Raw genomic sequence first — 23678 nt, 5'->3', positions numbered from 1 at the left:
ATGGCACGTGTGTGCTTACTGCTTTTCCAGCAACCACTTACGATTGCCCGGTGCGTACTGGGGCATTTCGTCTGCCTGGGCAGAATTCACGGCCTGGAAAATTTCCAGTTCCTTGCCTTTGCGCGCAAAGATCCAGGGATTTCCCTGTCCGTTGATTTGCAACCACATGTTGTCGTTGCCTCCGCTCATCGACGCGCAATCACCCGCCAGGCACAGGGCGTAGCGATCGGCTTCCGGCAGCCCGATAACCTGGCCGTCGGCCTGGAACTGCACGCTATTGCCTTCGCCGGGACCGCTGACGACCTTCCAGCTACCGCCCATGTACGCCGAATACAGCGCGCGTTCGAAGCTGGCGCCCATCGGCGCGCCATCCGGAACCGGAATCTGCGCCCGGTCGAAGACCTGCTCAGGTTCGTTGTCGCTGGCGGCCTGGCTCAGTTGCTTGCCGTCGCGCTTGAGCTCGCTGGCAGAGCTGCCATAAAAGTCGACTTTCCAGGCGCCGGACTCTTCGCCCAACAACTTGCCTTCGACATTTTCAAAACCATTGGTGTAGCGGGCCTGACTGGCCTTGGTGTTGACGTCCCATTCCAGGTTCGGACCATAGGCCTGGAGGGCTTCACGCAGGGGGCCGCCTTTGGCCGCAGCATCGATCGCCGCCTGGTTGATCCAGGTGCCACTGATGTCACGGTCGGCAGGGTTGCTGGCACAACCGCCCAGGAGTAGGGCGACCAGCGAGAGGGCTAGCGCAGCGCGCATGGTGGAATCCTTTCAAAACGCTTTTATACATACGGCAGCGGCGCAGCCTTCAGAGGGCTGCGCCGGACGTATTACTCGATGACCAGGATGGCATCCATCTCAACCTGCGAACCCTTTGGCAGGGCTGCAACGCCGATGGCGGCGCGGGCAGGGTAAGGCTGGTCGAAATACTTGCCCATGATCTCGTTGACCTTGGCGAAATGGCTCAGGTCGGTGAGGAAGATGTTCAGTTTGACGATGTCCTTGAACGAACCGCCGGCGGCTTCAGCCACGGCCTTGAGGTTCTCGAACACCTGGACGGTCTGGGCTTCGAAGCCTTCGACCAGTTCCATGGTTTTTGGGTCCAGGGGAATCTGGCCCGACATGTACACGGTGTTGCCAGCCTTGATCGCCTGGGAGTAAGTGCCGATGGCGGCCGGGGCTTTGTCGCTGGTGATAACAGTCTTGGTCATCTATGACTCCTTGTAAGGGCTTGGCTTTGGGGGCTAGCTACGCGCGCATGCGGGTGATGCGAATCACCCCGGTCAGGGCGCGCAGTTTCTTGATCACGCGGGCCAGGTGCACACGGTCGTGTACGCTGACCACCAGTTGGACCACGCTGATGCGACCATCGCGTTCATCCATGCTGATTTTTTCGATGTTGCCGTCGGCTGCGTTGACGCTGCTGGCCAGCAGGGCGATCAGGCCGCGCTGGTGTTCCAGCTCGACGCGCAGTTCGACGTTGAATTCGCCGGTGACATCCTTGGCCCACGAGAGCTGGATGCATTTTTCCGGGTTGTGGCGGATTTCGCTGATGTTGCGGCAGTTGTCCAGGTGCACGACCATGCCTTTGCCGGCGGAGAGGTGGCCGACGATCGGGTCGCCCGGGATCGGCGTGCAGCACTTGGCGTAGCTGAGGACCAGGCCTTCGGTACCGCGAATCGCCAGGGGACCTTCCGGACTTGGCAATTGCTCACCTTCGCCGAGCAGGCGGCGAGCCACCACATAAGCCATGCGATTGCCCAGGCCGATGTCTTCAAGCAAGTCTTCGATCAGTTCGAGGCGGTATTCGGCGAGCATCGCCTTGACGCGCTCCGCCGGGATTTTTTCCAGCGAACTGTCGAACCCGTTGAGCACCTTGTTCAGCAGGCGTTCGCCCAGGCTGATGGACTCGGAACGGCGCTGCAGTTTCAGTGCATGGCGGATATGGGTACGCGCCTTGCCGGTGACCACGAAGTTGAGCCACGCCGGGTTCGGCCGTGCGCCCGGAGCGCTGACGATCTCGACCGTGGAGCCGCTTTGCAGCGGTTCGGACAGCGGCGCAAGGCGGCGATTGATCCGGCAGGCAATGCAGCTGTTGCCGACGTCGGTGTGCACCGCATAGGCAAAGTCGACCGCCGTGGAGCCCTTGGGCAGCTCCATGATCCGGCCTTTGGGCGTGAACACATAGACCTCGTCCGGAAACAGGTCGATCTTCACGCTTTCGATGAATTCCAGCGAATTGCCGGCCCGTTGCTGCATTTCCAGCACGCCTTTGACCCACTGGCGGGCGCGGGCATGGGTGCCTTTTGGCTGTTCGTCGCCGCTGGACTTGTACAGCCAGTGGGCGGCGATGCCGTTATTGGCCATCTCTTCCATTTCACGGGTGCGGATCTGGATCTCGATCGGAACACCGTGCATGCCGAACAGCGTGGTGTGCAGCGATTGGTAGCCGTTGGCCTTGGGGATCGCGATGTAGTCCTTGAAGCGCCCCGGCAACGGTTTGTACAAATTGTGTACAGCACCCAGCACGCGATAGCAGGTATCGACCTTGTCGACGATGATCCGGAACGCGTAGACGTCCATGATCTCGTTGAAGGCCCGACGCTTGCCGCGCATCTTCTTGTAGATGCCGTAGAGGTGTTTCTGGCGACCGCTGACCTCGCCCTGGATGCCATCGATGGCCAGGCAGTGGCTGAGGGATTCCTCGATCTTGTTGACGATTTCCTTGCGGTTGCCCCGGGCGCGCTTGACCGCCTGGTAGATTCGCGCGGAACGCATCGGGTGCATGGCCTTGAAACCGAGGTCTTCGAATTCTATGCGGATGGCGTGCATGCCCAGCCTGTTGGCGATGGGTGCATAGATTTCCAGGGTTTCCTTGGCGATGCGCCGGCGTTTTTCGCCGGACAGCACTTCCAGCGTGCGCATGTTGTGCAGGCGGTCGGCCAGCTTGACCAGGATCACGCGGATATCGCGCGCCATGGCCATGGCCATTTTCTGGAAGTTTTCAGCCTGGGCTTCGGCCTTGGTCTCGAAGTTCATCTGGGTCAGCTTGCTGACGCCGTCGACCAGTTCGGCCACGGTTTCGCCGAACTGCGCTTGCAGCGCTTCCTTGGCAATACCGGTGTCTTCGATCACGTCATGCAGCATGGCCGCCATCAGGCTCTGATGGTCCATGTGCATGTCGGCAAGAATATTCGCCACTGCAAGGGGATGCGTGACATACGCCTCGCCGCTACGGCGGCGTTGGCCGTCGTGGGCTTGTTCGGCGTAGAAATACGCTCGGCGGACCAGGTTGACCTGGTCTTTGCCGAGGTAGGTCGATAAGCGATCGGCGAGGGCGTCTATGCTCGGCATGATGTCTCCTGCCGTAAGCTTTTATCCCGCGCCGTGCTACGTCGACCAGGCATAGGCTTAGACGGCCTCGTTGGACTCGTCCTCGAATGCAGCGAAAAGCGGTTCATCTTCAACGATTTCGGCTTCGGCGATAGCTGCGTAGTCGATCAGGCCTTCAGCGATTTCACGCAGGGCGACGACGGTAGGCTTGTCGTTTTCCCATGCTACTTTCGGCTCTTTGCCGCCGGTGGCCAGTTGACGGGCACGCTTGGTAGAGAGCATGACCAGCTCAAAGCGGTTATCCACGTGTTCTAGGCAGTCTTCAACGGTTACGCGGGCCATGGTCTTCCTCGTAGCAAATGCAATATGCGCGCTGCCCGGATGGGCGAGCGGACTCAACAGTTTAAAAAATCACCAGCGATTAGGGAAGCGCTGATTTTTTGACCAAGCCCTTCAACGCGCTGCAAGTGCCAATGTAAAGCCCTTGCAGCTGTTTTGGGAAGAGCTGATTAACCGAGCAATTCAGCTAGCAATTTGCCAAAACGTTGCTGTTGGCGTTTCTGTTGCAGCTGATTGGCGCGGAAAATCGCCTTCAGGTCGTGCAGCGCGTGGGCGAAATCATCGTTGATCACCAGGTAGTCGTAGTCGACGTAGTGGCTCATTTCGCTGACGGCTTCACGCATGCGCCCGTCAATGATCTCGTCACTGTCCTGGCCACGATTGGTCAGGCGCTGGTGCAGGGCCTGCAATGACGGCGGCAAGATGAAGATCGAACGGGCCTGGGGCATCAGCTTGCGCACTTGCTCGGCGCCTTGCCAGTCGATTTCCAAGATCAGGTCGTGGCCTTCGTCCAGGGTCTGCTGCAGGTGGCTTTGCGACGTGCCGTAGAGATTGCCGAATACTTCGGCGCGCTCGAGGAAATCGCCGTGCTCGATCATCTTCACGAACTCGCTGCGATCGACGAAGTGATAGTTCACGCCATTCACTTCACCCGGACGCATGGCGCGGGTGGTATGGGAGACCGAGACGCGGATCTCCGGATCGGCGTCGGTCAGGGCCTTGACCAGGCTGCTCTTGCCCGCGCCCGAAGGGGCGGAAATGATGTACAGGGTGCCAGTGCTGTGGGTCATGTCGGGGTTGCCTTACTCAATATTCTGCACTTGTTCGCGCATCTGCTCGATCAACACCTTGAGGTTGACCGCAGCCTGGGTGCTGCGCGGGTCGAAGGCTTTGGAGCCCAGTGTGTTGGCTTCGCGGTTGAGCTCCTGCATCAGGAAGTCCAGGCGCCGCCCGGCGGCACCGCCGGACTTGAGTACCCGGCGAACTTCGATGATGTGAGTGCTCAGGCGATCCAGTTCTTCGGCGACGTCGCTTTTCTGCGCGAGCATGACCATTTCCTGCTCAAGGCGCTGCGGGTCCATCTCGGCCTTCATGTCGGCGAAACGGTCGAGCACTTTCTGGCGCTGGGTGGCAAGCATTTGCGGAACGAGCTCGCGCAGGGTTACCACGTCTTCTTCGATGGACGTCAGGCGCTCGTTGATCAGGCGCGCCAGTTCCGCGCCTTCGCGCTCGCGGCCGGCCTTCAGTTCCTTGAGTCCCTGGTTGAACAGTGCCAGTGCCTCGGCGTTCAGCGCTTGCGGGTCGGTCGCGTCACCCACCAGTACACCGGGCCACGCCAGGACTTCAAGCGGGTTCAGCGCCGCCGGATTCTTGATCAGGCCGGCGATCGTCTCGGCGGCGGCAACCAGCTGCGCCGCGCGTTCCTGGTCCACTTGCAGCGCTTTGCCGGTGTTTTCTTCGGTGAAGCGCAGGGTGCATTCGAGCTTTCCCCGCGATACGCCCTGGCGCAAGGCTTCACGAACAGCGCCCTCAAGGTCGCGAAAAGACTCCGGCAGGCGCAGGTGGGGCTCGAGGTAGCGGCTGTTGACCGAGCGCAGTTCCCAGCTCAGGGTGCCCTGGACGCCGGCTTTCTCGACGCGGGCGAAGGCGGTCATACTGTGCACCATGGAGGGACCTCGCAATGCAGATCGGCGCGCAACTGACGTTCCGGCGATCCGATATCAATGAATTTAAGCTGACTGGCAGCAAAGGCGCAGGATTGTAGCGCAGTGGCGTGGATGCGCCCAAACACACGGTGTGACAAAGACCCGCAGCTCGTCGGCAGCGGGCTGTGCAGAGCCTTCGCTGGTCCGATGATTTTTTTAGAAGTGCCCAGTCGCGGCTGGCGGCTCTATAATGCTCCGCAGTTTTCCGTCCCCGTACAGGTATCCCTTATGAAACGTCCAAGTGGTCGCGCTGCCGATCAGCTCCGCTCGATCCGCATTACCCGCAACTACACCAAACACGCCGAGGGATCTGTGCTGGTCGAGTTCGGTGACACCAAGGTCATTTGCACCGTCAGCGTCGAAAACGGCGTGCCGCGGTTCCTCAAGGGCCAGGGCCAGGGCTGGTTGACGGCCGAATACGGCATGTTGCCGCGCGCCACCGGCGAGCGTAACCAGCGTGAAGCGAGCCGCGGCAAGCAAGGCGGCCGTACCCTGGAAATCCAGCGCCTGATCGGCCGTTCCCTGCGCGCTGCGCTGGACATGTCCAAGTTGGGCGACGTCACCTTGTACGTTGACTGCGACGTGATCCAGGCTGACGGCGGTACTCGCACCGCGTCCATCACCGGCGCAATGGTTGCCCTGGTCGATGCCCTGAAAGTGATCAAGAAGCGTGGCGGCCTCAAAGGCGGCGACCCGCTCAAGCAAATGATCGGTGCGGTGTCGGTGGGCATGTATCAAGGTGAACCTGTGCTCGACCTCGACTACCTGGAAGACTCGGCTGCCGAGACCGACCTGAACGTGGTGATGACCAGCACTGGCGGCTTCATCGAAGTCCAGGGCACCGCCGAAGGCGCGCCATTCCAGCCTGAAGAGCTGAATGCCATGCTGGAACTGGCGAAAAAGGGCATGAACGAGATCTTCGATCTGCAAAAGTCTGCACTGGCTGACTGATCGGATTGCCACACACAAGGAGGACGTCATGAGTGACGAACAACAGTTGCTCCCCGCGCCGAGCAAAGAGGTTCGGCAGTGGGCAATGTTTTGTCACTTGTCCGCCTTGTTGGGCATCTGGATTCCTTTCGGCACACTGATCGGCCCGTTGGTTCTGTGGCAGATGAAGCGCGAGATGGACCCGTTCATCGACGCGCAGGGCAAGGAGGCGCTGAACTTTCAGATCACCGTCGCCATTGCATCCGCCATTTGCTTGCTGCTGACGCTGGTGATTATCGGGTTCTTCCTGTTTGGCCTGGTGGCGATCGGGGCGCTGGTATTGACCATCATTGGCGGCGTGAAAGCCAATGAAGGAGTACCTTATCGCTATCCATTCACCTGGCGATTGATCAAGTGAGTTAGCCAAGAAGTATCGAACCAAAGTAAATGCCTCGACCTGTCGGGGCATTTTTTTTGAGTTCACTTTAGTCACAAACTGCAATGGTTCAGTTCGGCATATATGCTTGGCAATAAGACTTGGTGATTATAAAGTCCGCACCAAGTAATATTTACTAAGAAATATTTCGATACATTCAGACCATTGAGGGTTCCTGAATCCAAGACTAATCAGTGTTGAGACGAATCAACCTGTTCATGCGGCGTGTCCAGGTAAAAAGTTCGCCCCCTGAATGTCCACCCAAGAAACCCCAAATGATTGAGCTCGATTTTTATGGAACACTTGTTGCTGCCTCTTTAGTTCTATTACTGGGGCGCGGTCTAGTTACACGAGTCGGTTTTTTACGCACCTACAATATTCCGGAGCCTGTAGCTGGCGGCCTGATGGTTGCCTTGGTTCTTTTGGCTTTGCGAAGCCTTGATATTCAAGTCCGATTTGATACTTCACTGCAAACTCCATTGATGTTGGCGTTTTTTGCCACGATTGGCTTGAGCGCAGACTTTGCCAGCCTTAAGAAGGGCGGGCGCGTAGTGGGAATTTTCCTGCTGGCGGTGACCGGGCTTCTGGTGGTCCAGAATGCCATGGGCATCGGACTTGCCAAGACCTTGGGGCTCGATCCCTTGATGGGCCTGCTGACCGGCTCGATTACCCTGGCCGGCGGTCACGGTACGGGCGCTGCGTGGGGCGCGACGTTCAGCGAGAAATTCGGACTGGCATCCGCCTCAGAACTGGCGATGGCCTCTGCGACCTTTGGCCTGGTGCTGGGCGGTTTGATTGGGGGGCCTGTTGCTCGCCTGCTCATCAATCGTGTTCAGGTACCTGGCTGTCAGCAAGAAAAGCCTCGGCTGCCAAAGGGCTTCGAACAGCCGAACAAGGAGCGTTCGATTACTCCCTTTTCGTTTATCGAGACGCTCGCGCTTATTTCGGTCAGCTTGTTGGCAGGCTCGCTTTTGAATGGCCTGCTCCACGGAAGCGTATTTGAATTACCAACTTTCGTGTGCGTGTTATTCGTGGGCGTTCTTTTGCGCAACGGACTTTCAGCGCTTGGCTTGTACCAGGTGTTTGAGCGTGAAGTCTCAGTGCTGGGGAATGTCAGCCTGTCGCTGTTTCTGGCGATCGCCTTGATGTCGCTCAAACTGTGGGACCTGGCGGCGCTGGCTTTGCCGTTCTTCATTATCCTTGCAGTGCAAACGTTGGTCATGGCACTGTTTGCGATATTCGTGACGTTCAGGGTCATGGGCAGTAACTACGATGCGGCCGTATTGGCGGCAGGGCACTGCGGTTTCGGACTGGGGGCCACGCCAACGGCCATCGCCAACATGCAGGCGGTGACGCAGCGTTACGGACCGTCTCAGATAGCGTTCCTGGTGGTACCCATGGTGGGGGCGTTCTTCATCGATATCATCAATGTGATTGTCATCAAGATGTACCTGGCGCTGCCGTTCTTCGCCGCTGCCTGAAGTTCAGGTCACGTCCGGCCATAAAAAATGCCCGTATCTTGCGATACGGGCATTTTTTTGACCGGCCAGACTCAGATCGTCAGCGTCCAGTCGTAGTCCACGATCAACGGCGCGTGCTGCGAGAACCGAGGCTGACGTGGCAGGCGCGCACTGCGTACGAAGCGGCGCAGGCCCGGGGTCAGGATCTGGTAATCGAAGCGCCAGCCGAGGTTGAGCATTTCGGCTTGTTCGTTATCCGGCCACCAGCTGTACTGGTCGCCTTCACGGCTAACTTCCCGCAGGGCATCGACGTAACCCATGTTGCCGACAATCTCGTCCATCCAGGCGCGCTCAGGCGCCAGGAAGCCCGGAGATTGCTGGCTGTCACGCCAGTTCTTGATGTCCAGTTTCTGTTGCGCCACGTACAGCGAGCCACAATAAATGTACTCGCGGCGTTTGCGCCGCTGCTTGTCCAGGTACTTGGCGAAGTCGTCCATGAGCTTGAACTTCTGGTTCAAGTCCTCATCGCCGTTCATTCCGGAAGGAAGCAACAGGGTTGCAATACTGACTTTGTCGAAATCTGCTTGCAGGTAGCGCCCGTAGCGGTCGGCCGTCTCGAAACCGAGACCGCTGATGACAGCCTTCGGTTGCAACCGCGAGTACAAAGCCACGCCACCTTGGGCGGGAACTTCGGCGTCGCAGGCATAAAGGAAGTAGCCATCCAGTTGGAAGGCTGGATCGTCCAGTTCAAAGGCGGAGGCACGGGTGTCCTGCAGGCAGATGACGTCGGCATTCTGTGCCTGCAGCCAACTGAGCAAACCGCGCTCGACTGCAGCCTGAATACCATTGACGTTCACACTGATGATCCGCATAAATGGCCCCAAAAATCGCGTGCGTGTATGATACACGGCGTCAACCTAATTAGCTAAATCCGTGGTATTTGGGGTTTTTTTCATGCAAGCGTATCAGCGCGATTTCATTCGTTTTGCCATCGATCGCGGCGTTTTGCGCTTCGGTGAGTTCACCCTGAAGTCCGGGCGCACCAGTCCTTACTTCTTCAATGCTGGCCTGTTCAATACGGGTTCGGCCCTGGCGCAGCTGGGTCGTTTCTACGCCGCAGCCATTGCCGAGAGCGGCATTGCCTTCGATGTGCTGTTCGGCCCGGCCTACAAGGGCATCCCTTTGGCGGCGACCACTGCCGTGGCATTGGCCGAGCATCACGGCCGTGACCTGCCATGGTGCTTCAACCGAAAGGAAGCCAAGGCCCACGGTGAAGGCGGCAGCCTGGTCGGCGCACCGCTGACCGGCGAAGTGCTGATCATCGACGACGTGATCACTGCCGGTACCGCAATTCGCGAAGTGATGCAGATCATCGCCTCCCAGGACGGCGCCAAGGCGGCCGGCGTGCTGATCGCCCTGAACCGCCAGGAGCGTGGCAACGGTGAATTGTCAGCGATCCAGGAAGTGGAGCGTGATTTCGGGATTCCGGTGATCAGCATCGTTTCGCTGAACCAGGTGCTGGAGTTCCTGGCCGACGACCCGCAACTCAAGCAGCATTTGCCAGCCGTTGAAGCCTACCGCGCCCAATTTGGCGTCTGATCTGACGCTGGCGTTGCCCGTTTAATCGCCATCGCTGGCAAGCCAGCTCCTACAGAATCGGTGATATACCTGTAGGCGCTGGCTTGCCAGCGATAGAAGCGCCGCAGTTCATCGCCGCAAAAAAAAGACCCCGCTCAGCCAGGCTGAGCGGGGTCTTTTTGTTCGTGTGTTGCTTATGGACGCTTGCGATTGCTGATCAAGGTGCCCACACCGGTATCGGTGAAAATTTCCAGCAGGATCGCGTTAGGCACACGACCGTCAATGATCAGCGAGCTGCCCACGCCACCCTGGACCGCTTCCAGTGCGCAACGGATCTTTGGCAGCATGCCGCCATAGATGGTGCCGTCAGCGATCAGGTCGTCGACCTGCTGGGTGGTCAAGCCGGTCAGGACCGTGCCTGACTTGTCCATCAAGCCCGCGATGTTGGTCAGCAACATCAGTTTCTCGGCTTTCAGCGCCTCGGCCACCTTGCCAGCCACCAGGTCGGCGTTGATGTTGTACGACTCGCCCTTGGCGCCCACGCCGATTGGCGCGATCACCGGGATGAAATCACCCTTGACCAGCAGGTTCAGCAGATCGGTGTTGATGCCGACTACTTCGCCCACGTGGCCAATGTCGATGATTTCCGGGGTGGTCATCTCCGGCGTCTGACGGGTAACGGTGAGCTTCTTCGCCCGGATCAGCTCGGCGTCTTTACCAGTCAGGCCGATGGCGCTGCCGCCGTGACGGTTGATCAGGTTGACGATGTCCTTGTTGACCTGGCCGCCGAGGACCATTTCGACCACGTCCATGGTGGCGGCATCGGTAACGCGCATGCCGTCGACAAAATGGCTCTCGATCGACAGGCGCTTGAGCAGGTCACCGATTTGCGGGCCGCCGCCGTGAACCACGACCGGGTTGATACCTACGGCCTTCATCAGCACGATGTCGCGGGCGAAGCCGGTCTTGAGCTCCTCGCTTTCCATCGCGTTGCCGCCGTATTTGATCACCAGTGTCTTGCCGACATAGCGGCGAATGTAAGGCAGCGCTTCGGACAGGACCTTGGCGGTGTTGGCGGCGGCTTCGCGTTCGAGGGTCATTCAGGGCTCCGGGTGAATCAGAACGGTAGTTGGAGATCAGGTGCAACACGCTTCAACTGGACGTGGAAAACGTCCTTGATGCGTTGCAATTCAGCCTCGTCATCGGCCTCGAAACGCAGGACCAGCACCGGTGTGGTGTTGGAAGCGCGAACCAGGCCCCAGCCTTTGGCATAGTCGACTCGCACGCCGTCAATGGTGGTCAGGTCGGCGCCTTCGCCCCACTTCGCGTCGTGCAATGCATCAATGATGCTGAATTTGCTCTCTTCGGTCACATGGATATTGATTTCCGGCGTAGAAATATCGTTCGGGAAGGTCGCGAACAGCTCTTCGGCCGAGGATTTTTCCTTGCTGAGGATTTCCAGCAACCGCGCGGCGCTGTAAATGCCGTCGTCGAAACCGAACCAGCGCTCCTTGAAGAAGATGTGCCCGCTCATTTCGCCGGCCAACAGGGCGCCGGATTGTTTCATTTTCTTTTTGATCAGCGAGTGACCGGTCTTCCACATCAGCGGACGACCGCCATATTCCTTGATCAGCGGGATCAGGCGACGGGTGCATTTGACGTCGAAGATGATTTCCGCGTTCGGGTTGCGCGCCACGACGTCGCGGGCGAACAGCATCAGCAAGCGGTCAGGGAAGACGATGCTGCCGGTGTTGGTCACCACACCGACGCGGTCGCCGTCGCCGTCGAAAGCCAGGCCGAGATCGGCGTTGGTTTCCTTGACCTTGGCGATCAGGTCGACGAGGTTTTCAGGCTTGCCCGGATCCGGGTGATGGTTGGGGAAGTTGCCGTCGACTTCACAGAACAGCGGGATGACTTCGCAGTTCAGCGCTTCGATCAATTGCGGGGCGATCACGCCGGCCGCGCCATTGCCGCAGTCCACCACGACTTTCAGGCGGCGGGCCAGCTTGATGTCCTGGACGATTTCGGTGCTGTAGCGGTCGAGGATCTCGACTTTTGTGATGCTGCCCTTGCTGCTGGTCAGGTCGTTGGTCTTGAGGCGGTCATGGAGGGCCTGGATCTGTTCATTGGCCAGGGTGTCGCCGGCAATGACGATCTTGAAGCCGTTGTAGTTCGATGGGTTGTGGCTGCCGGTGAGCATTACGCCGGACTTGCCGGCCAGTACGTTGGCGGCGTAGTACAGCGCCGGAGTTGGCACCAGGCCGACGTCGCTGACATGGCAACCGCTGTCGGCCAGGCCTTGGATCAACTGTTCGACCAGCTCCGGGCCAGAGAGGCGTCCGTCACGGCCTACGCAAACGTTAGGTTCATCCTGGGCCAGACTCTGGGCACCGATGGCGCGACCGAGCCAGTAAGCCGTTTCGGCGTTGAGAAATTCCGGGACGGTGCCGCGTATGTCATAGGCGCGGAAAATGCTGTCGGGGAACTTGGGGGCAACGCGCACTGGGGTGCTCATCTGGGGTAATGCTCCATTTTGAAAGTGGCTGGACAGGCCGGCGAATGACTCGCCGGCAGGTTCAAACTGAAAGGTATGACGGCGTTTTTCGCGCAGAGTTCGTGGTGCGAAAAGGCCATGCCAGCAACGCGAGCGGCTTTTGGACCGGTCAATCCCTTGATTTCAGGCGTATAGATTGCGTATCAGCGGCTGCCGGAATGACCGAAGCCGCCGGTACCGCGCTGGGTCTCGACGAACTCTTCAACCATCTCGAAATGCGCCTGCACCACCGGCACCAGCACCAGTTGCGCCAGACGCTCGCCAACGGCCATGGTGAAGTCTGTCTGGCCACGGTTCCAGCAAGAGACCATCAGCGGTCCCTGGTAGTCGGAGTCAATCAGCCCGACCAGGTTACCCAGGACGATGCCGTGCTTATGGCCCAGGCCGGAGCGCGGCAGGATAAGCGCCGCCAGGTTCGGGTCGCCGATGTAGACCGACAGGCCGGTGGGGATCAATACGGTTTCACCCGGCTTGATCACGATGTCCTGCTCCAGCATGGCGCGCAGGTCAAGGCCGGCAGAGCCTGGCGTGGCGTACTGCGGCAGCGGGAATTCGGTACCGATGCGGGGATCGAGGATCTTGGCTTGCAAAGCGTGCATGTAAATTAAACCTGGTTCAGACGTTCGGCGATAAAAGTGATCAGCTGGCGAGCAATCTTGCTCTTGCTGGTCTGGGCGAAGAGTGTGGCGTGAAGCTCACGGTCGATCACGCTGCAGGCGTTTTCTTCGCTGTTGAAGCCAATGCTCGGGTTGGCGACGTCGTTGGCGACGATCAAATCGAGGTTCTTGTCTTTCAGCTTGCGGGCAGCGTAGTCGAGCAGGTGTTCGGTTTCGGCGGCGAAACCGACACTGAACGGACGGTCGGGGCGTGTGGCGATGCTGGCCAGGATGTCCGGGTTTCGCACCATTTGTAGCAACAAGCCGTCGCCGTTCGTAGGATCTTTCTTGAGTTTTTGTGGCGCGACGACTTCCGGGCGGTAATCCGCGACCGCAGCCGAGGCGATAAACAGGTCGCAAGGAATTGCCGCTTCACACGCGGCGAGCATGTCGCGGGCACTGACCACGTCGATGCGCGTGACACGATCCGGGGTCGGCAGGTGCACGGGGCCGGTGATCAGGGTGACGCGGGCACCGGCTTCAACCGCCGCTTCGGCCAGGGCAAAGCCCATTTTTCCGGAGCTGTGGTTGGTGATGTAGCGCACCGGGTCGATGTTTTCCTGGGTCGGGCCGGCGGTGATCAGCACATGCTTGCCGGTCAGTGCCTGACGCTGGAAGCAGTCTGCCGCGCATTGGGCCAGTTCCGTGGCTTCGAGCATGCGCCCCAGGCCGACGTCGCCGCAGGCCTGACTGCCGGAGGCCGGGCCGAAGGCCTTGATGTCACGGCTTTCGAGGGTTTGCAGGTTGGCCTGGGTGGCCGGGTCGCGCCACATGGCCTGATTCATCGCTGGAGCGACGGCAACCACGGCGTCGGTGGCCAGCACCAGCGTGGTCAGCAAGTCATCGGCAATGCCCTGGGCCAGGCGCGCGATCAAGTCGGCGGTGGCGGGTGCGATCAGTACCAGGTCGGCCCATTTGGCCAGTTCGATGTGGCCCATTGCGGCTTCGGCCGCCGGGTCCAGCAGGTCCAGGTGGACCGGATGCCCGGACAGGGCCTGCATGGTCAGTGGAGTGATGAACTCGGCGCCGCCCCGGGTCATGACCACGCGCACTTCGGCGCCCTGGTCGATCAGGCGGCGAACCAGGTCGGCGCTCTTGTAGGCGGCGATACCGCCGCCGACGCCCAGAACAATGCGTTTCCGATACAGCCGCTGCATAGGCCTGCCTTTCATTTCGTTGATGACTGCGTTGCGATACCCCCTCCCCAGGAGTGAAATCGCCCGCAAAAAAGATGGGCTACGATATCACAGCGACCGCTACGGAACAGCGGCGCCCACAGACAGGGAGGTGCTATGAGTATTCGCGATTGGCCGTCGGCGGAACGGCCGCGGGAGAGGTTGCTTGAACAGGGCGCGGGAAGTCTTTCGGACGCCGAGCTGCTGGCGATATTTTTACGAACCGGCGTGGTGGGTAAAAGCGCCGTAGACCTGGCCCGACACCTGTTGAGTCAGTTTGGCAGCCTGCGTTTGCTCCTGGAAGCCGATCAGGAGGCGTTCAGCAAGCAGTTGGGACTTGGGCCGGCGAAGTTCGCGCAATTGCAGGCTGCCCAGGAAATGAGCAAGCGCCATCTGGCCGAGCGCGCGCGGGAAAAGTCGGCGCTGGAAAATCCGCAGGTGGTGCGTGAATACCTCAAGGCGATGTTGCGCCATGAACCCCACGAGGTATTCGGCTGCCTGTTTCTCGATTCCCGGAATCAGGTCTTGGATTTTGAGGTGCTGTTTCGCGGCTCGATCGACAACACCAGCGTTCATCCGCGGCAAGTGGTCAAGCGTGCACTGGCACACAATGCCGCTGCATTGATCCTGTGCCACAACCATCCGTCGGGCAACACCGACCCCAGCCAGGCCGACAGGGTGCTGACCAAGCGCCTGCAAAAGGCGCTGGACCTGATCGATGTGCGGGTACTCGACCATTTCATCATCGGCGACGGCGATCCGTTGTCCATGGCGGAGTACGGCTGGATGTGAAGCACGCAAAACCTTGTAGGCGCCCGCAGCAAGCCGGCGCCTACAGAGTTTTGCGTCGGGGCGGACTATTTGATGTTGACCTTGGAGTAGTCCTGCCGCCCGAACGGGCTCACCGAATAACCCTCGACATTCTTGTTCGTCAGCGCGAAGGCCGTCGGATGAGCCAGCGGCAGCCACAACGCCTGTTGCTGGATTTGCGTCTGCGCCTGTTCGTAGAGTTTGGTGCGCACACCTTGCTCGCCGGTGGTCTTGCCGGCGCTGATCAACTTGTCCAGGTCCTGGTTGCAATAGCGGGCAAAGTTGGTCCCGGACTTGACTGCGGCGCAGGAAAACTGCGGCGTGAGGAAGTTGTCCGGGTCGCCGTTGTCACCGGCCCAGCCCATGAACAACAGGTCGTGTTCACCAGCCTTGGCGCGGCGGATCAGTTCGCCCCATTCGATCACGCGAATTTCCGCTTGAATGCCGATTTCCGCCAGGTCGGACTGCAGCAACTGGGCACCCAGGCTCGGGTTGGGGTTCAGCAGGCTGCCAGACGGACGGGTCCAGATCGTGGTCTGGAAACCCTCCTTGAGCCCTGCCTTGGCCATCAATGCCTTGGCCTTCTCGATGTCACGGGGGTAGCCCGGCAATGCTTTCGCATAGCTCCAGGTGTTGGGCGGGTAGGGGCCGTTGGCGGGTTCGGCGGTGTCCTCGAACACGGCTTTTACGTAGTTGGCCTTGTCGAAGGCGAGGTTGATCGCCTGGCGCACCTCAGGTTTGTCCAAGGGGGGGTGTTGACTGTTGATGGCAACGAAGGCGGTCATGAAGGCGTCAGTCTTTTCGACTTTCAACGTTGGCTCTTTCATCGCGGCCTGTACATCCAGAGGCTTGGGCGACAGGGCGATCTGGCATTCATTGCGGCGCAGTTTCTGCAAGCGCACGTTGGCGTCGGGGGTGATGGCAAAGATGAGCGGGTCGACCGAGGGCTTGCCGCCGAAGTAGTCGGCATTGGCTTTGTAGCGAACGGTGGCGTCCTTCTGAAAGCGTGTGAACACGAATGGTCCCGTGCCAATCGGCTGGCTGTTGAGCTTCTCTGGCGTGCCGGCTTTCATCAGCTTGTCGGCGTACTCCGCCGAGTAGATCGAGGCGAAACCCATGCTGAGGGTGGCGAGAAAGGTGGAGTCCGGGTGATCCAGGGTAAAGCGTACGGTCAGCGGGTCCAGCGCGTCGATCTTCTTGATCAGCGCGGGCAATTGCATCGATTGAGCGTGGGGAAAACCGCTCTGGGCGACTTTGTGCCATGGGTTGGCTGGGTCGAGCATCCGGTCGAAGCTGAACTTCACGTCCTCGGCCGTCAATTCCCGCGTCGGGTTGAAATACTCGGTGCGGTGAAATTTCACCTGAGGGTGCAACTTGAAGACGTAGGTCAGGCCATCCGGGGTGACTTCCCAGCTGTCCGCGAGGCTGGCGACCACTTTGCCGCTGGCGGTGTCGAAATCCACCAGGCGGTTCATCAGCACATCGGCTGAGGCGTTGGTGGTGGTCAGCGAGTTGTATTGCACCACATCGAACCCTTCCGGGCTGGCCTCGGTGCACACGCTCAGGGCGGCGGCGAAGGCCTGTGGGCCCAGCAGGAGCGGGGCAAGCAACAGCGGTAGGGCAGCGAGGCGCATGGTCGGGTTCCTTTACAGATCGAAGGCCCATCTGCGAGTGCAGTCTGGAAAAGGCTTACCCTAGTGGGCTGGATTGCAAATGACTATCCCCTTTTTCGATTTCAGGGGACTATAGCCGAGCGATTCTGGTGAGCGCTGATTGGAAAAAAGCCCGATTGGCCTGTCGGGCAGATTCTCTGCGACGAGCGGTCGAAATCGACGATAGCCTTGATTCAAGGCGCTTGGCGGCTGAAAAACGGGTTTTTTATCAACTCGGCGCACACCGAATGTTGTTGCACTCGAGTCTTTCTGGTATAAAGCAGCGCTCTTTTCTAGGGGCCCGGTTCCTTCGTTTGTAGGTGTAGCCGGTAAGACCCTTAAAGAAACGCGGCGCCTGGCGCCAAATGACTGAGAGATTAAGCGGCCAACCCATGCCGGGTTGGGCATGTGGTTTTAGAGGGCTGAGGCATGTCGAGAGTCTGTCAAGTTACCGGTAAGGGTCCGGTGACTGGGAATAACATTTCCCACGCAAATAACAAAACCCGTCGTCGTTTCCTGCCGAACCTGCAGCATCACCGCTTCTGGGTTGAAGAAGAGAAACGTTTCGTGCGTCTGCGCGTATCTGCCAAAGGCATGCGCATCATCGACAAGCGTGGCATCACTGTCGTGCTGGCCGAAATCCGCGCCGCTGGCAAGATCTAAGGGAGCTAATCATGCGTGAATTGATTCGTTTGATTTCGAGCGCCGGTACTGGTCACTTCTACACTACCGACAAGAACAAGCGCACTACCCCGGACAAAATCGAGATCAAGAAATTTGATCCGGTTGTTCGCAAGCACGTGATCTACAAGGAAGGCAAAATCAAGTAATTGATTTTTCCCGACTTACGAAAAAGGCCCGTATCGCGAGATACGGGCCTTTTTTGTTGCCTGATGGTTTTGCATTGGTCGGGGCGGCCCCTTCGCGAGCAGGCTCGCTCCCCCATTGGAATGCGGGCAACTGTGGGAGCGGGCTTTCCTGACAACAAAAATCCTCAGGCCTTCTGCTCAAACGCCACATAAATCTTGCGGCACGGCTCCAGCACCTCCCAGGTACCCCGGAAGCCTGCCGGGATCACGAAGCGATCGCCCGCGCGTACGGTTTTGCTGTTGCCGTCGTTGTCGCGCAGCACGGAAACGCCCTGGACGATTTCGCAGTATTCATGCTCGGTGAAGTTCACCAGCCACTGGCCGACGGCGCCTTCCCATACGCCGGCATTCAGCTGGCCGCATGGGCTGTTGTAGTGGTTGTACACCACTTGCTCAGGGTCGCCCTTGAGGACTTTCGCCGGGTCCGGGCGATAACGCTCGGGTTCGGTGGTGGCCTGGCTGAAGTCGACGATGTTCTGGATGCTCATTGTTGTATTCCCCCGTGATTGCGACGCGAGTGGTTGAAAGAGCCAAAGTCTATGTTTATTAAAATGAACATCGCAAGGCCGTTTGCCGGCGTTATGTCAAATATATTGAAACTTCACCTGCCGCTGGTTTAGGGTGGTGATTGCCTTGGGCCGAAAGCAGGCTGGCCGGGCAGAATTCCTGACAGCGCCCGCGAAGAACGCGGGTGTCGTATTCAATAAGAGGAGGACACTCGCATGACCACCCTGACTCGTGCCGACTGGGAGCAACGCGCTCGCGATCTGAAGATCGAAGGCCGCGCCTACATCAATGGCGAATACACCGATGCCGTCTCTGCCGAGACCTTCGAGTGCATCAGCCCGGTCGATGGTCGCCTGCTGGGCAAGATTGCCAGCTGTGACGCCGCCGATGCCCAGCGCGCTGTTGAAAACGCCCGCGCCACTTTCAATTCCGGTGTCTGGTCGCGCCTGGCGCCGACCAAACGCAAAGCCACCATGATCCGTTTCGCCGGCCTGCTCAAGCAGCACGCCGAAGAGCTGGCCCTGCTTGAAACCCTGGACATGGGCAAGCCGATCAGCGATTCCCTGTACATCGACGTTCCTGGTGCGGCGCAAGCCCTGAGCTGGAGTGGCGAAGCCATCGACAAGATCTACGATGAAGTGGCGGCTACTCCGCACGATCAGCTGGGTCTGGTGACTCGCGAGCCGGTCGGCGTTGTCGGTGCCATTGTGCCGTGGAACTTCCCGCTGATGATGGCCTGCTGGAAGCTCGGCCCGGCGTTGTCCACCGGTAACTCGGTGATCCTCAAGCCATCCGAAAAATCCCCGCTGACCGCCATCCGCATCGCTGCCCTGGCCGTCGAAGCCGGCATCCCGAAAGGCGTGCTCAACGTGCTGCCAGGTTACGGTCACACCGTCGGCAAGGCCCTGGCCCTGCATAATGACGTAGACACCCTGGTGTTCACCGGTTCGACCAAGATCGCCAAGCAACTGCTGATCTACTCCGGCGAGTCGAACATGAAGCGCGTCTGGCTCGAAGCCGGTGGCAAGAGCCCGAACATCGTTTTCGCCGATGCGCCGAATCTGCAAGAGGCCGCTGAAGCCGCTGCCGGCGCCATTGCGTTCAACCAGGGCGAAGTCTGCACCGCCGGTTCGCGCCTGCTGGTGGAGCGCTCGATCAAGGACCAATTCCTGCCGCTGGTGATCGAAGCCCTGAAAACCTGGAAGCCGGGCAACCCGCTGGACCCGGCGACCAACGTCGGCGCGCTGGTGGATACCCAGCAGATGAACACCGTGCTGTCGTACATCGAGTCCGGTCACAGCGACGGCGCCAAGCTCGTCGCGGGTGGCAAGCGTACGCTGCAGGAAACGGGCGGTACCTACGTTGAACCAACGATTTTCGATGGCGTGAGCAACGCGATGAAAATCGCCCAGGAAGAGATCTTCGGTCCTGTGCTGTCGGTCATCGCTTTCGATACCGCCGAAGAAGCCATCGCGATCGCCAACGACACGCCATACGGCCTCGCCGCTGCAGTGTGGACCAAGGACATCTCCAAGGCGCACCTGACCGCTCGCGCACTGCGTGCTGGTAGCGTATGGGTCAACCAGTACGATGGCGGCGACATGACAGCGCCGTTCGGTGGCTTCAAGCAGTCCGGCAACGGTCGCGACAAGTCGCTGCATGCGTTCGACAAGTACACCGAGCTGAAGGCGACCTGGATCAAGCTGTAAGTCGGTTTTCTTAACGACGTAGATCCCCTGTGGGAGCGGGCTTGCTCGCGAAGGCGGTGTGACAGTCAACATTGATGTTGAATGTGATGGCCTCTTCGCGAGCAAGCCCGCTCCCACATTGTTTTGCGCAGACCATAAAAATATCCACAGGAGCGTGGAACATGCGTTGGGCGACGTATTTCGCCGTGTTGGCGTCTGTCTTGAGTGTCGGCCTGGCCCTGGGTGTCAGCATGCCGCTGGTGTCGTTCCGCCTGGAAAGTTGGGGCTACGGCTCGTTTGCTATCGGCGTGATGGCGGCCATGCCGGCCTTTGGTGTGCTGCTGGGCGCGAAGATTTCCAGTCATCTGGCGGCGCGCCTGGGCACTGCCAATCTGATGCGCCTGAGCCTGTGGGCCGGGGCGGTGTCCATCGGTGTGCTGGCGCTGTTGCCGAGTTATCCGATCTGGCTGGTGCTGCGCCTGATGATCGGCGTTATCCTCACCCTGGTCTTCATCCTCGGTGAAAGCTGGATCAACCAACTGGTGGTCGAAGAGTGGCGCGGACGGCTGGTGGCGTTGTACGGCAGCAGTTACGCTTTGAGCCAGTTGGCCGGACCGATCCTGCTGGGCGTGCTGGGTACCGAGCACGATTACGGTTTCTGGGTCGGCGTGGGGCTGCTGGTGGCGGCACCGTTCCTGCTGCTGGGGCGTGGCGGCGCGCCTGGCAGCGAGGCCTGTAGCGTAACCTTCGGTGATTTGTTGACCTTCTGCCGGGGTCTGCCGGCCATTGCCTGGGCGGTGTCGCTGTTCGCGGCGTTCGAAGCGATGATCCTGACGCTGTTGCCCGTCTATTGCCTGCGCCAGGGCTTCACCACGGAAATCGCCTTGGCTATGGTCAGCACGGTCGTGGTGGGCGATGCCTTGCTGCAACTGCCCATCGGTGCGCTGGCCGATCGAGTGTCGCGGCGTACGTTGTTTATCGGTTGCGCGGTGGTACTGCTGGTCTCGAGCCTGGCGATCCCGTTGCTGATCGAGACCTTGCTGATCTGGCCGCTGTGGGTGCTGTTCGGCGCCAGTGCCGGCGGGCTGTTTACTTTATCGCTGATCCTGATTGGCGAGCGGTATCGCGACGATGCGCTGGTGCGGGCCAATGCGCACATCGCGCAACTGTGGGGGATCGGTTGCCTTCTCGGGCCCTTGATTGCCGGTGCCGGCAGCCAGTGGATCAGCGGGCATGCGTTACCGTTGCTGATGGCGGTGGGGGCGTTTGGGTTGGTGATCCTGGTGTCGCGGCAGGGGGCGTTTGGCGCGGTGCAGCCAGCTTGAGAAGCTTCAAAGCAGGCGCTCCAGCCCGACGACGTTGCTCAGCCAGGCATTGAAGCGTCGCCACCAACTGCCAGGTTCGCGGGTCAAGGTGTGCATTTTGCCGTCGTCTTCGGTAACCCATACGAGTTGGTTTTTATCCAGCTCCACCTTGTAGGCCAATGGCGGCGCCATGCCCTGCAAGGCTAGCTCGCGAACGTGGGCCGCCAGTTCCGGGCTGTCCACCAGCACCCCGACTTCGGTGTTCCACAGTACCGAGCGGGGGTCGAAGTTGAACGAGCCGATGAAGGCCTTTTGCTGGTCGAAGATGATTGCCTTGCTGTGCAGGCTTGAATCGGAGTCCCCATAAGACTTGCTGGAAAACAGGCGAGGTCCGCTACCGCTGTTGTCGCCGGGCTGGCGGCGCAGTTCGAAGAGCTGCACGCCGTGCTCCATCAGCGCCTTGCGATACGGTGCATAGCCGCCATGCACCGCCGGCACGTCCGTGGCTTCCAATGAGTTGGTCAGTAATAGCACCGACACGCCGGCGTCAGCACGTCCGGTCAGGTAAACCAGCCCCGGTGGGCCGGGTACAAAATAGGCCGAGATCATGATCAGCTCTTTGCTGACGCCATCGAGTGCGGGGGCCAACTGAGTCGTCAGCAGCAACTGTGGATCGGGCTCGCCGTCGGCCAGCACTTTGCTCGGTGCATCCCATAGCGCCTGATTCCAGGCCCATATCAACTCTTCGCGCCAGATATCCAGGCGCGGCTGCGTGGCGAAAGTCATCAACTGTTGATAGAGCGCGTGGTTCTGTTTGCGCGATTCTTCCAGGGATTCTTCCAGCCGGGTGCGGGTGTTTTGCAGATCCTCGGCGGTCGGCTTGCTTGATACAAACTCATCGATGGGCTTGCTCAGGGCGCTATTCCAATATTGGTCGAAACTGTGCCCCAACTGCTCGGCGACCGGGCCGACGCCGAGCATGTCGATGTCGGTGAAGTTCAGGTTGGGCTTGGCGTCGAAATACTCGTCCCCCAGGTTGCGCCCTCCGACAATCGCCATGCTGTTGTCGGCCAGCCACAGCTTGTTGTGCATGCGTCGATGTTGCCGAGATACATTCAGCAACCGGCCCACGGTGCGCGTCACGCCGGTGCTGCGACCCAGATGCAACGGGTTGAACACGCGAATCTGGATCTGTGGATGCGCCGCCAACGTGGCGATGGTCTTGTCCAGGCCATCGCTGGTGGTGTCATCGAGCAGAATGCGTACGCGCACGCCGCGGTCCGCAGCCTTGAGCAATTCAGCCACCAGCATCCGCGTGCTGATGCCGTCATGGACGATGTAGTACTGCAGGTCGAGGCTGCTTTGCGCGTTGCGAATCAGCTCGGCGCGGGCGGTGAACGCCTCGGTGCTGTCGGACAGCAGGCGAAATCCCGATTTCCCTTCATGGGTAGCGGCCTGGGCCTGGACCGAGCGACCGAATGTCGAGGCGCTCGCCGCTAGCGCCTGGCTCGGCTCGAGCTGCAGGTCGAAGTTGGCGCAACCGCTCATTGACACACCAAGCAGCAGCAACAGGGCGATGGTTTGTCTTGAGCTCAAGTCGAGTATCTCGAATGGCGGCAAAGCCGGAGTATGGCACGGCCTGGGAGGTTGATGGTTCTCAGTGCGCTCCAATGGTTGGATTTGTTTTGAAAGAAAGTTCAATGCGTGTTCGTGAACCGCAAAGGGGCCGGGGGGCGAAACAATAATCTGGAGCGCCACCGTTATAAGTGTGGTTGGGGAGACATTGGGTGGTGGGAAGTTACAAGTCTTTTCATTTTAAAAATTTCATTGGAGTCTTCTGAAAGCCACGCCAAGCATAGCCTTATCCTCTTGCGTATAACGAAATGTCCTACAGAAAAATTTCAAAAAAACGGCAATCATCGCTTTACAAATCTGTGGGGTAAATCAACCGTTTTTGCTTCCCGGAAGTTGTGTAGCTTCAATTGTTGTATATCGATATCTAACAAGGAAGTTAATAATGAGAGATCTATTTTTGATAGTCGCCGCCGCGATTGCTGTTTCCCCGATGATGGCGTCGGCAGCAAGTACCAGTTTGACTGTGACCGGTGCTATTACACCAACTTCGTGTGTCCCAACGTTTGCCGGTGGTACAACTGTGCAACTGGGTAACTTATCTGCAAACGATCTGAATATTGCCGCTCAAACCAATTTTCCCGAGAAGGACATCACGCTAAGTATCGCTTGCACAGCCCCCGCGGCTGTTGAGTTCGCCGTGACGGATGGTCGTGGCGATACCAAGGCACCCGGTTTGATTTTCAGCCCAACCGGTTTTACTGGTGAAAATCTGTATTACGGTCTGGGCACCGTGGATGGCGTTGCAATTGGTGGTTTTGGCTTGCGAGTCGGTATCCCCAGTGCAGATGAGCGGGCACAGCAGTTTTTGGTTCGCACTCCCAATAACCTTAACTGGCGCATCCCGCAAAGCCTGATGGTGTCGAATGCACCCGTCAGCTACTCCTGGGGTGAAGACGAGGTTAAAGGGCCGATTGCCGCCAGGTTCCACGCCTTTCCCATGAAGGTAGCAGCGGCAGTACGCCCGGCCAGGGATCTGCCAGTTACCACCGATGAGTACAAAGTCGATGGGTTTGTGACCTTCGACGTTTACTACCTGTAACACAGGTTCC

At 59.4% G+C, this 23678-nt stretch carries 23 protein-coding genes and 1 pseudogene; 10 read left to right on the top strand and 14 right to left on the bottom strand.

Translation table 11 applies throughout. The annotated features are described in order from the left end of the window. Nucleotides 1-15: 15 nt before the first annotated feature. From NQL71_RS02250 to NQL71_RS02225, 6 genes are all read right to left on the bottom strand, one after another. Nucleotides 16-756, bottom strand: coding sequence for a hypothetical protein (locus NQL71_RS02250; RefSeq protein WP_046818552.1), 741 nt, complete (start codon nucleotides 754-756; stop codon nucleotides 16-18). A 71-nt stretch (nucleotides 757-827) separates the two neighbouring features. Continuing rightward, nucleotides 828-1208, bottom strand: a complete 381-nt coding sequence (gene ridA / locus NQL71_RS02245) for a deaminase RidA (RefSeq protein ID WP_003229509.1) — start codon at nucleotides 1206-1208, stop codon at nucleotides 828-830. A gap of 37 nt (nucleotides 1209-1245) precedes the next feature. Beyond that, a complete protein-coding gene (gene spoT, locus NQL71_RS02240) occupies nucleotides 1246-3351 on the bottom strand; it encodes a bifunctional GTP diphosphokinase/guanosine-3',5'-bis pyrophosphate 3'-pyrophosphohydrolase (RefSeq protein ID WP_008062824.1) in 2106 nt (701 codons plus the stop codon). 57 nt (nucleotides 3352-3408) lie between these two features. Further along, the gene (gene rpoZ / locus NQL71_RS02235) at nucleotides 3409-3672 is read right to left on the bottom strand and encodes a DNA-directed RNA polymerase subunit omega (protein ID WP_007921129.1); all 264 of its coding nucleotides are present in this window, start codon (nucleotides 3670-3672) and stop codon (nucleotides 3409-3411) included. Between the two features lie 167 nt (nucleotides 3673-3839). Beyond that, nucleotides 3840-4460: a guanylate kinase gene (gene gmk, locus NQL71_RS02230; RefSeq protein ID WP_046818551.1), complete on the bottom strand. Its 621-nt coding sequence runs from the start codon at nucleotides 4458-4460 to the stop codon at nucleotides 3840-3842. A gap of 12 nt (nucleotides 4461-4472) precedes the next feature. Further along, nucleotides 4473-5336, bottom strand: coding sequence for a YicC/YloC family endoribonuclease (locus NQL71_RS02225; protein ID WP_046818550.1), 864 nt, complete (start codon nucleotides 5334-5336; stop codon nucleotides 4473-4475). Nucleotides 5337-5603: 267 nt separating this feature from the next. Between NQL71_RS02225 and rph the strand changes: the two genes are divergently transcribed. From rph to gltS, 3 genes are all read left to right on the top strand, one after another. Continuing rightward, on the top strand, nucleotides 5604-6326 hold the full coding sequence (rph, locus tag NQL71_RS02220; RefSeq protein WP_046818549.1) for a ribonuclease PH: 723 nt from the start codon (nucleotides 5604-5606) through the stop codon (nucleotides 6324-6326). 28 nt (nucleotides 6327-6354) lie between these two features. After that, nucleotides 6355-6723, top strand: coding sequence for a DUF4870 domain-containing protein (locus NQL71_RS02215; RefSeq protein ID WP_274642204.1), 369 nt, complete (start codon nucleotides 6355-6357; stop codon nucleotides 6721-6723). A gap of 293 nt (nucleotides 6724-7016) precedes the next feature. Beyond that, complete coding sequence (gltS, locus tag NQL71_RS02210; RefSeq protein WP_046818547.1) at nucleotides 7017-8222, top strand: sodium/glutamate symporter; 1206 nt, start codon at nucleotides 7017-7019, stop codon at nucleotides 8220-8222. Between the two features lie 71 nt (nucleotides 8223-8293). On the opposite strand, the gene crc is transcribed toward gltS, so the two are convergent. After that, the gene (gene crc / locus NQL71_RS02205; RefSeq protein WP_008062840.1) at nucleotides 8294-9073 is read right to left on the bottom strand and encodes a catabolite repression control protein Crc; all 780 of its coding nucleotides are present in this window, start codon (nucleotides 9071-9073) and stop codon (nucleotides 8294-8296) included. 82 nt (nucleotides 9074-9155) lie between these two features. Here crc and pyrE point away from each other — a divergent pair, with 82 nt between their 5' ends. Next, entirely contained in the window at nucleotides 9156-9800 is a 645-nt protein-coding gene (gene pyrE / locus NQL71_RS02200) for an orotate phosphoribosyltransferase (RefSeq protein ID WP_046818546.1), read from the top strand. A 173-nt stretch (nucleotides 9801-9973) separates the two neighbouring features. Here pyrE and argB read toward each other — a convergent pair whose 3' ends face one another. From argB to coaBC, 4 genes and pseudogenes are all read right to left on the bottom strand, one after another. Continuing rightward, the gene (argB, locus tag NQL71_RS02195; RefSeq protein ID WP_274642203.1) at nucleotides 9974-10879 is read right to left on the bottom strand and encodes an acetylglutamate kinase; all 906 of its coding nucleotides are present in this window, start codon (nucleotides 10877-10879) and stop codon (nucleotides 9974-9976) included. Nucleotides 10880-10896: 17 nt separating this feature from the next. Then, nucleotides 10897-12300 (bottom strand): annotated as a pseudogene (locus NQL71_RS02190) (phosphomannomutase/phosphoglucomutase); the annotation flags it as partial. A gap of 176 nt (nucleotides 12301-12476) precedes the next feature. Then, a complete protein-coding gene (gene dut, locus NQL71_RS02185) occupies nucleotides 12477-12932 on the bottom strand; it encodes a dUTP diphosphatase (protein ID WP_046818544.1) in 456 nt (151 codons plus the stop codon). Nucleotides 12933-12937: 5 nt separating this feature from the next. Then, nucleotides 12938-14146 carry a bifunctional phosphopantothenoylcysteine decarboxylase/phosphopantothenate--cysteine ligase CoaBC gene (gene coaBC, locus NQL71_RS02180; protein WP_008054605.1) on the bottom strand — a complete coding sequence of 403 codons (1209 nt, stop codon included), beginning with the start codon at nucleotides 14144-14146 and terminating at the stop codon, nucleotides 12938-12940. A 135-nt stretch (nucleotides 14147-14281) separates the two neighbouring features. On the opposite strand from coaBC, the gene radC reads away from it, so the two are divergent. Next, nucleotides 14282-14956 (top strand): RadC family protein, encoded by a 675-nt coding sequence (radC, locus tag NQL71_RS02175; RefSeq protein ID WP_077184923.1) that lies wholly within the window; start codon nucleotides 14282-14284, stop codon nucleotides 14954-14956. Nucleotides 14957-15021: 65 nt separating this feature from the next. Here the strand turns inward: radC and NQL71_RS02170 are convergent, their stop codons facing one another. Beyond that, on the bottom strand, nucleotides 15022-16608 hold the full coding sequence (locus NQL71_RS02170) for an ABC transporter substrate-binding protein (RefSeq protein ID WP_046818526.1): 1587 nt from the start codon (nucleotides 16606-16608) through the stop codon (nucleotides 15022-15024). Nucleotides 16609-17055: 447 nt separating this feature from the next. On the opposite strand from NQL71_RS02170, the gene rpmB reads away from it, so the two are divergent. Further along, nucleotides 17056-17289, top strand: a complete 234-nt coding sequence (rpmB, locus tag NQL71_RS02165) for a 50S ribosomal protein L28 (protein ID WP_003176907.1) — start codon at nucleotides 17056-17058, stop codon at nucleotides 17287-17289. 11 nt (nucleotides 17290-17300) lie between these two features. Next, nucleotides 17301-17456, top strand: coding sequence for a 50S ribosomal protein L33 (gene rpmG / locus NQL71_RS02160; protein ID WP_007894709.1), 156 nt, complete (start codon nucleotides 17301-17303; stop codon nucleotides 17454-17456). 164 nt (nucleotides 17457-17620) lie between these two features. On the opposite strand, the gene NQL71_RS02155 is transcribed toward rpmG, so the two are convergent. Then, complete coding sequence (locus NQL71_RS02155; protein WP_046818525.1) at nucleotides 17621-17983, bottom strand: cupin domain-containing protein; 363 nt, start codon at nucleotides 17981-17983, stop codon at nucleotides 17621-17623. 234 nt (nucleotides 17984-18217) lie between these two features. Between NQL71_RS02155 and NQL71_RS02150 the strand changes: the two genes are divergently transcribed. Then, on the top strand, nucleotides 18218-19711 hold the full coding sequence (locus NQL71_RS02150) for an aldehyde dehydrogenase (RefSeq protein ID WP_046818524.1): 1494 nt from the start codon (nucleotides 18218-18220) through the stop codon (nucleotides 19709-19711). Nucleotides 19712-19872: 161 nt separating this feature from the next. Continuing rightward, a complete protein-coding gene (locus tag NQL71_RS02145) occupies nucleotides 19873-21015 on the top strand; it encodes an MFS transporter (RefSeq protein WP_248686014.1) in 1143 nt (380 codons plus the stop codon). A 6-nt stretch (nucleotides 21016-21021) separates the two neighbouring features. Here the strand turns inward: NQL71_RS02145 and NQL71_RS02140 are convergent, their stop codons facing one another. Next, nucleotides 21022-22542 (bottom strand): phospholipase D family protein, encoded by a 1521-nt coding sequence (locus NQL71_RS02140; RefSeq protein WP_425520674.1) that lies wholly within the window; start codon nucleotides 22540-22542, stop codon nucleotides 21022-21024. A gap of 469 nt (nucleotides 22543-23011) precedes the next feature. Between NQL71_RS02140 and NQL71_RS02135 the strand changes: the two genes are divergently transcribed. Then, the gene (locus NQL71_RS02135; RefSeq protein ID WP_046818521.1) at nucleotides 23012-23668 is read left to right on the top strand and encodes a DUF1120 domain-containing protein; all 657 of its coding nucleotides are present in this window, start codon (nucleotides 23012-23014) and stop codon (nucleotides 23666-23668) included. Nucleotides 23669-23678 lie beyond the last annotated feature (10 nt).

It is taken from the genome of Pseudomonas serbica (assembly GCF_028823535.1).
In the GTDB taxonomy this organism is placed as follows: Bacteria; Pseudomonadota; Gammaproteobacteria; order Pseudomonadales; family Pseudomonadaceae; genus Aquipseudomonas; species Aquipseudomonas serbica.
Note: the sequence above shows the minus strand (reverse complement) of the source record. Positions and strands in the feature narration are given on the sequence as shown.